9 protein-coding genes and 1 pseudogene are annotated in these 7,756 nt (G+C 64.8%); 6 read left to right on the top strand and 4 right to left on the bottom strand.

What is annotated here, in order from left to right:
• Both J1M87_RS29370 and J1M87_RS28245 read right to left on the bottom strand, forming a co-directional pair.
• A pseudogene (locus tag J1M87_RS29370) lies at positions 1 to 196 on the bottom strand (trehalose-6-phosphate synthase); the annotation flags it as partial.
• Between the two features lie 16 nt (positions 197 to 212).
• Complete coding sequence (locus J1M87_RS28245; protein WP_206492949.1) at positions 213 to 386, bottom strand: hypothetical protein; 174 nt, start codon at positions 384 to 386, stop codon at positions 213 to 215.
• Positions 387 to 530: 144 nt separating this feature from the next.
• On the opposite strand from J1M87_RS28245, the gene J1M87_RS28240 reads away from it, so the two are divergent.
• From J1M87_RS28240 to J1M87_RS28225, 4 genes are all read left to right on the top strand, one after another.
• Positions 531 to 2,240 carry an ABC transporter ATP-binding protein gene (locus J1M87_RS28240; protein ID WP_206492950.1) on the top strand — a complete coding sequence of 570 codons (1,710 nt, stop codon included), beginning with the start codon at positions 531 to 533 and terminating at the stop codon, positions 2,238 to 2,240.
• The gene (locus J1M87_RS28235; protein ID WP_206492948.1) at positions 2,237 to 3,985 is read left to right on the top strand and encodes an ABC transporter ATP-binding protein; all 1,749 of its coding nucleotides are present in this window, start codon (positions 2,237 to 2,239) and stop codon (positions 3,983 to 3,985) included. The genes J1M87_RS28240 and J1M87_RS28235 overlap by 4 nt, the downstream gene beginning before the upstream one ends.
• A gap of 65 nt (positions 3,986 to 4,050) precedes the next feature.
• Positions 4,051 to 4,617 carry a TetR/AcrR family transcriptional regulator gene (locus J1M87_RS28230; protein WP_206492947.1) on the top strand — a complete coding sequence of 189 codons (567 nt, stop codon included), beginning with the start codon at positions 4,051 to 4,053 and terminating at the stop codon, positions 4,615 to 4,617.
• Between the two features lie 2 nt (positions 4,618 to 4,619).
• On the top strand, positions 4,620 to 5,108 hold the full coding sequence (locus tag J1M87_RS28225) for an FBP domain-containing protein (RefSeq protein ID WP_206492946.1): 489 nt from the start codon (positions 4,620 to 4,622) through the stop codon (positions 5,106 to 5,108).
• A gap of 111 nt (positions 5,109 to 5,219) precedes the next feature.
• Here the strand turns inward: J1M87_RS28225 and J1M87_RS28220 are convergent, their stop codons facing one another.
• Positions 5,220 to 5,987, bottom strand: a complete 768-nt coding sequence (locus J1M87_RS28220) for an NAD(P)H-dependent oxidoreductase (protein WP_206492945.1) — start codon at positions 5,985 to 5,987, stop codon at positions 5,220 to 5,222.
• 87 nt (positions 5,988 to 6,074) lie between these two features.
• Positions 6,075 to 6,209, bottom strand: coding sequence for a hypothetical protein (locus J1M87_RS29190; protein ID WP_274611127.1), 135 nt, complete (start codon positions 6,207 to 6,209; stop codon positions 6,075 to 6,077).
• Between the two features lie 90 nt (positions 6,210 to 6,299).
• On the opposite strand from J1M87_RS29190, the gene J1M87_RS28215 reads away from it, so the two are divergent.
• A complete protein-coding gene (locus J1M87_RS28215; protein ID WP_206492944.1) occupies positions 6,300 to 7,247 on the top strand; it encodes a GlxA family transcriptional regulator in 948 nt (315 codons plus the stop codon).
• 113 nt (positions 7,248 to 7,360) lie between these two features.
• On the top strand, positions 7,361 to 7,756 hold a 396-nt coding region (locus tag J1M87_RS28210), incomplete at its 3' end, for a DUF222 domain-containing protein (protein ID WP_206492943.1).

The raw sequence follows: 7,756 nt of genomic DNA, 5'->3' as shown, positions 1-7,756 counted from the left end.
CCCAGGCACCCTTGTTCGCGCGCAGGATCGGCTCTAGGGCGGTGACCAACCCGCCGGGGCTTCGCTTCCATCGCGTGCTCCCGTCCGGGAGCTTCTCCAGATCGACCGGGAGCCTATTGGCAACGACGACGAAATCCGAACCCTGCGAGGCGTCAGCCACAACTGTCCAATCCGCTTGTTGATCCTGGGGGACTATCCCTGCGTAGACCGGCTCATTCGGTCTTCGCTACGGGATCTATACCCAGCATCGACAACAACATGCGGCATTCGTCGGCATCGGTCGCGTATGCGGCGACGACGCGCTGAGCCTGGCTGGCCGTTTCGTACTCGAGTGGGACGATGTCTTCGTCGGCGATGTCGTTGTCGGTCGATGTCTTGGCAGGCATGGTGTTCTCCGTACTCTCTGCTGGACTTATTCGGTGTTCTCTGGTCCCGACTCTATGTAAATGTGGCACCCCATCGCCAGTTCGTGATGCCTTAGGCTGCAGCAAATGACCGAATCTGTACCGCACAGCGCTGCTCGGACGGTGATGGAGGCACCTTCTCCGGCGACCGGCTCCGCGATTCTGCGCCGCACCGTACGACGGCATCGCACCCGCCTGATCGTCTCGTCGCTGCTGTTCGGGGTGCATCAACTGTGCGAAACGATGGTCCCGGTGGCCATCGGACTGATCGTCTCGCGGGCCATCGACACCGGTGACATCACGGCGATGATCGCCTCGCTGATCGGGCTGGCGGCTCTGTTCGTCACTCTGTCCTACGCCTGGCGTATCGGTGCACGCATCATCGTCGTGGCCATCGAGCGGGAGGCGCACCTGGTCCGCGTGGAGGTTGCCGGACGCGTCCTCGACCCACGGGGCCTGCGGACCGAGCTGTCGGCGGGGGAACTGCTCACGGTCTCGACATCCGACGCCGAGAAGGAGTCGTGGATCCTCGATCTGATCGCCCGGGTCTTCGCATCGGCCGTGGCGGTCCTCGCGTCGGCAGTGGCGTTGCTGGTGATCGACATTCCCCTCGGCCTCGCCGTCGTCATCGGTACCCCGGTCATCCTCATTGCACTGCAGCGCCTCGCTCCACTGCTGACCCGCGCGGCCACCGAGCAGCAAGCCCGGGTGGCCGGGGTGTCCGGCATGGCCACGGATCTGGTCAGCGGAGTGCGGCCCTTGCGAGGCATCGGGGCCGAGAACGCCGCGACGCAGCGGTTCGTGACATCGAGCCGCACGGCACTGGCCGCGACATTGAAGCTCGCTCGCGCCAACAGCGTCTACCAGGGACTCGCGACGACCATCAACGCCCTGCTCGCTGTCGGGATCGCCGGAACCGCCGGCTGGTTCGCGCTGCAGGGCCGCATCTCGGTCGGCGAACTGATCACCGTCATCGGATTGTCGCAGTTCGTCATCGAACCGCTGACCGGGCTGTCGAGAATCCCCGGAGTGGTCGCGATGGTGCGTGGATCTGCCGATCGGCTCGCCCTGGTGCTCGGTGCAGAACACGTGCTGCCGCCGTCGGAGTCCGTGGTTCCGCCGAACACCGAGCTCGCCGTCGACGAGGTTCGGTTCCGATCGCTCGATGGCCTCACCTTCCGGGCGGCGCCGGGTGAGATGCTCGGTGTGGTCGCCCACCGCCCACAGGACGGTGAAGCCCTCGCCGCACTACTGTCCGGCCAAACATCCGACGCCGATTACAGCGGACAAGTCCGGATCGGCGGAATCTCGGCGGGACGCATCGATCTTCGACGCGCCCGCGAGACCGTGCTCGCCGAGCCGCACATCACCGACCTGTTCGCCGGGACGCTCCGAAGCAACGTCACAGCAGGACGACCGCGGCCCGACGCCGATCTCCGCCACGTCCTGCAGGCATCGGCGGCCACCGACGTCGTCGAACTGCACGAGGCCGGTCTCGACCACGCCGTCACCGACCGCGGAGCCAGCCTGTCCGGCGGGCAACGCCAACGCGTCGCCTTGGCGCGAGCGCTGTCGGTCGACGCGCCTGTCCTGGTACTGCACGACCCCACCACCGCTGTCGATGCCGTCACCGAACACACCATCGCCCGCGGTATCACCGAGCTTCGGCACAACCGCAGCGCGGCACAGACGACGATCCTCATCACGACTAGCCCCGCCCTGCTGTCGGTGACGCATCGCGTCCTCGTCCTCGACGGCGGACGCGTCGTCGCCGAGGGAACGCACCACGATCTCGCGTCCTCGGACGCGCAGTACAGGGAGATGGTGCTGCGATGACCGCCCCCGACCTACTTCCGATCGCCTCCGGGGCACGCTCCGGGAAGTGGCTGCTCGAACAATTGCGACTACGCAAGGTCCGCACCGCGGCAACGCTGCTGCTCGGCGCGATCGCCGCAGCGATGTCACTGGTTCCCGTGTACGTGCTCGGTGTCCTGGTCGACCGAGTCCGCGACGGTGCGGACCCTCAGGCGATCGTCGTGGTAGTGGTGGTGATCTCGGTGGCTGCCGTGATCGGCGGGGTCGTCACCGGTTTCAGTGGCTACCTCATCAGCACTCTCGGCGAGGGCATCCTGGCCTCGCTGCGCGAGGCCGTCGTTCGGCGCGCACTGCATCTTCCGGTTGCCACGTTGGAACGAGTGGGCAAGGGCGACTTGCTCTCTCGGGTGGGCGACGATGTTGCGGTGATGGCGAAGTCGATCGGTGAAGTGATCCCGCAGCTCGTCGGCGCGTTCCTGCTCGTGTGCCTGAGCATGATCACGATGCTCGGCATCGACTGGCGGCTCGGCCTGGCAGGGCTGGTGGCACTGCCGATGTATGTCCTTGCGTTGCACTGGTATCTGCCGCGTTCGGCTCCGCTGTATGCCGCGGAGAGGGTTGCGATGGGCTCGCGGGCGGAGTCGTTCGTCAGCAGCATGCAGGGCGCAAAGACGGTGCGTGCGTACGGGCTGGAGTCTGCGCATCTCACCGAGATCGACCGGGCGTCGGCGAAGGCCCGCGACATCGGTCTCGAGGTGTTCCGATTGTTCACCCGGTTCGGCTCGCGGAGCAATCGCGCCGAATGCGTCGGACTGTCGGTGATCCTGCTGGCCGGATTTCTGTTGGTACGAGGCGATTACGTCACCGTGGGCGAGACGACGGCCGCCGCCCTGCTGTTTCATCGCCTGTTCAATCCGATCGGCACCCTGCTGTTCACGTTCGACGACATCCAGTCCGCCGGAGCGTCGTTGGCTCGGCTGGTCGGCGTCGTCGATATCGCCGACGGACGCCACGTGGGCGACGGTTCCGTGCCATCCGACGCCACCTTGGACGTCACCGATCTTCGACACGAGTACGAGCCCGGCCACGAGGTGCTGCACGGGGTGAACCTGCGGGTCGGAGCAGGGGAGACCGTTGCACTCGTCGGATCCACCGGCGCCGGCAAATCCACGATCGCAGCGATCGCGGCCGGCTCGATGGCGTCGACGTCCGGGACGGTTCGGGTCGGCGGCGCATCATTGGACGCGCTGGGCAGCGAAGGATTGCGACGGCACGTGGCGATCGTCAGCCAGGAAGTGCACGTGTTCGCCGGACGATTGATCGACGACGTGCTGCTTGCCGCCCCGGATGCAGGTCGTGACGAGGTCGAAGCCGCGCTGCGCACCGTCGGGGCATGGGGCTGGGTCGAGGCGCTCGAGAGCGGACTGGACACCGTCGTAGGCGAGGGTGGGCACCAGTTGACGGCGGCACAATCGCAGCAACTGGCCTTGGCGCGAATGGTTCTCGCCGATCCGGCCGTTGCCGTGCTGGACGAGGCCACTGCCGAGGCGGGCAGTTCCGGTGCCCGAGACCTAGAGGCTGCCGCGGAGGCGGCGACGAGGGGTCGCAGTACCTTGATCGTCGCGCATCGCCTGACGCAGGCCGCGGCCGCCGACCGGGTGGTGGTGCTCGAACACGGCAGAATTCTCGAGCAGGGTCCGCACGAGGAGTTGGTCGCCGCCGGCGGACGATACGCACAGTTGTGGGAGGCGTGGCAGGGCCGCTAATCGGTTTAGCGATTTGCCTATAGGTATTAGGTTTGGTTACCGTGTCCTCGAACGAGGAGGCCGCTATGGGACGAGCAGGACTGACGGTGCACCGCATCGTGCGCGCGGGAGCCGACCTGGCCGATGAGGTCGGCTTCGAGCGCGTGACCGCCAGTGAGGTCGCCAGGCGCTTCGACGTCAAAGTGGCGAGCCTGTACTCGCATCTGAAGAACTCGCACGAGTTGAACGTCGGCATCGCGCTACTGGCGTTGGAGGAACTGGCCGACCGCGTCTCGGAGGCTCTGGCGGGACGAGCGGGCAAGGATGCGCTGGTGGCCGTTGCGAACGCGTATCTCGACTACTCGCGCGAGCACCCCGGTCGCTATGCCGCAACACAGTTTCCGCTCGATCACGAGACGGCGATTGCCAGTGCCGGCGTGCGTCACTCGGCGATGATGAAGGCGATTCTGCGCGGGTATCACCTGAACGAGGTGGACCAGGTGCATGCGGTTCGATTGCTGGGCAGCGTGTTTCACGGTTTCGCCAGCCTCGATGCATCCGGCTCGTTCAGCCACAGCGCACCCGACTCGCAGGAGTCCTGGGTCCGCATTCTCGACGGAATCGATACTCTCCTACAGCAGTGGAGGCAGTGATCATGGAACCGATCTCCGAACGCGACATCAGGTCGTCGTTCGTCAACTCGTCCAAGGGCGACGCCAACCGGCTCACCCTTCCCGACGCTTTCGACGCCGTACCCTGGGAAGATCTGGACTTCTTCGGCTGGGTCGACGCCAAACTGGCCGGTAGGAGCTATGTCGTCATTCCTGCTGAGGATCGGCTGCGCGGAATCGCACTGCGCTACAAGCCCGGTGGTCCACGTACTGCACAAATGTGCAGCATCTGCCTCACCACGCACGCCAACGGTGGGGTATCCCTGATGGCGGCAGCGAAGGCCGGAGAATCCGGCAGGCGGGGCAATACCGTCGGAACCTACCTCTGCTCTGATCTGGCGTGCTCGCTCTACGCGCGCAAGAAGAAGACTCCGGCGCTGGGGCGGCAGTTCAAGGAAGACTTCGACGTCGACACGCGCACAGCGGCAGTGCGAGAGAACATCGGTGCGTTTCTCGCTCGCGTCCTGGACTGATCAGCTCCGGTCACACGAGCGTCGCTGCGCTCCGTCGTGCGCCTTTTGCGCACTTATAGGTACGCAAAAGGCGCACGACCCCGCGGGAACGATGCCGCAGTTCTCGCCTGATCAGCGCTCGGTGTGTATTCGCACGCCGATCTCGTTCGCTTCGATGTTCTCGCGCAGTACGAATCGCCTGTCGTAGTCGCCGCCGTTCTGGGAGCGGTAGGGGATCGGCTCGTCGGTGGGCAGACCCTTCACGCGCTGACGGAGCTCTGATTCCGCTGCAGCGTAATCGATTTCGGTCATCCGATCGGCGCTCGCCACGAGAACCGGGGGCAATACCGACATCCCGGTGTAGAACAGAATGCCGTGTTGAATCGGGTACAGCAGCTCATCCAAGCTGCCGCTGATTCCGCGCGGGGAAACGGTGTGTTCGCTCCCGCCCATACTGAGAACCACCATCGCCCGCTTGCCGCCGAGCACGCCATCCCCGTAGCGGCGGGTGCTGCCGTCCGCTGCTCGGATGCCGTAACCGAAGCCTTCGACGAACACCCGATCCACCCAGCCCTTCATGATCGCCGGCATCGAGTACCACCACAGCGGAAAGTGCAATACCACGGCGTCGGCGCGTAGCAGCTTCTGCTGCTCGGCAGCAATGTCCGGAGCCTGGGTGCCGGCAGCGAGCGCTGCGCTCGACGCCGCTGCCACGCGGAAGCGTCTCGCGCGATCGTGGGCGTAGTCCTGCGGTGTGACCACCGGATTCCACTGCATTGCATAAAGATCCGACTGTTCGACGGTATGGCCGTGTGCACGGAGTTCGGTCAGAGCGGCGTCGCGGAGGGTGCCGTTGAGTGAGCGAGGTTCGGGATGGGCAAAGACCCACAGGATGTTCATCTTCACGACTCTGGTCGACGAGCGAGCGGCGAAACAGTGGCATGAACGACAACTTGTGAAAGATTTCGGCCACAGTCTCGGGAAGCGTCAATCTCGTCTCTTCGTCGGCGGCAGCAGTACAGCTACGAGCAGCCAGGCGACGGCAGCGACGAGTGCCGTTCCGCCGAGGATGCCTGCTATCACCAGGGCGGCGAACACCGGCGACAGTCGACCTCTTCTCATCGGATCCATGGTAACGGTCCTCGTGCGCCTTTTGCGCACCTAGAGGTACGCAAAAGGCGCACGACGAAACGTCCGTGGCAGGATTCGACCATGACGCATCGCATTGCTGTCTACGTGCGCGACGGCCTTCTGGCCATGGAGTTGGGCATCGTGCATCGCCTGTTCGGACAGGCGCGATCGGATGCCGGTAAGGCGTTGTACGAGGTGATCACCTGCACCGACGTGCCGGGACCGATCCGTACCGATTCCGATGTCCGAATAGTGGTGGAGCGCGGACTCGATGCTGTCGCGGAGGCAGACACCGTGATCGTTCCGGCCTCCGATCTGGACTACGACGCAGCCGGCGGAGATCGCCCACTCCCGTTCGACACGGTGTCGACCCGACGACTGGCATCGATCTGCACCGGTTCGTTCGTACTGGCGGCGGCAGGGGTACTCGACGGCAAGCGGGCCACGACACATTGGAAGTCGGCAGCGCGCTTCGTCGAGTTGTATCCGACCGTGTTGCTGGACCCGAACGTGCTCTACACCGAGGACGGCAATGTGCTGACCGCAGCGGGAGAGGCATCGGGAATCGATTTGTGTTTGCACATGATTCGGCAGGATTTCGGTGCGGCAGTGGCCAATCGGGTTGCCCGCGGCACTGTGGTACCGCCTCATCGTAGTGGGGGACAGGCGCAGTACATCGACACTCCGGTGCCGCGGACGCATGCTACGTCCACAGCAGATGCGCAGGAGTGGGCATTACGCAATCTGGATGCGGCCCTGTCTGTCGAGGATTTGGCGCGGCATCAGTCCATGAGTCTTCGAACGTTCTCCCGCCGATTCGCAGCCGAAGTCGGTGTGTCCCCTGCGCGTTGGATCGTGGCGCAGCGCGTCCAGCGGGCGCGGGAATTGCTCGAGAACACCGATATGACCATCGAAAGAATTGCCCACGACACAGGATTCGGCACTGCCACGTCTCTGCGTCATCAGCTCGCCGCGGAGTTGGGTGTCTCGCCCAGTGCGTATCGGGCGACGTTCAGAGTTGGCAGTTGATGCGCCTAGCACAGGTCACCGACAAGAACGTGCTCGCGAATAGTTCTGCAGGGCAATAGTTTTCGATTTGACGATCATTGCGACTCGAACACCAGTTCGATACAGTTTGAGTCATGACGACCGAGATCTGGCAACTGAGCGAGGACCAACTCCTCGCCGACGCCGCCGCGGTCTCCCACCAGATCCAGTTGCTCGAGGCCCGCCGCATCGCTCTCGTCGCCGAGATCGACACCCGCGTCACCCGCGAGAAACTCGGCTTCCCCGGACCCGCCGGCTGGCTTACCTCCACCACCCTGCTCTCGCCAGGCAAAGCCAACAAGATCCTCGCCCTCGCCCGCGGACTGAAGAACTTCCCCGACATCGCCGACGCCGTCAACACCGGCGTCATGTCCATCGACCATGCCGCCCTCATCCTCGCCTTCGCCGAAACCCCACCCGACGACCTCCCACCCGAGGGCCGCGACATGGCCCGGGCAGCACTGATCACAGCCGCGACCGGACCCGAAGCC

This window comes from Rhodococcus sp. KRD162 (assembly GCF_017168335.1).
Taxonomy (GTDB): domain Bacteria; phylum Actinomycetota; class Actinomycetes; order Mycobacteriales; family Mycobacteriaceae; genus Rhodococcoides.
This window is presented reverse-complemented; position numbering and strand designations above follow the sequence as displayed.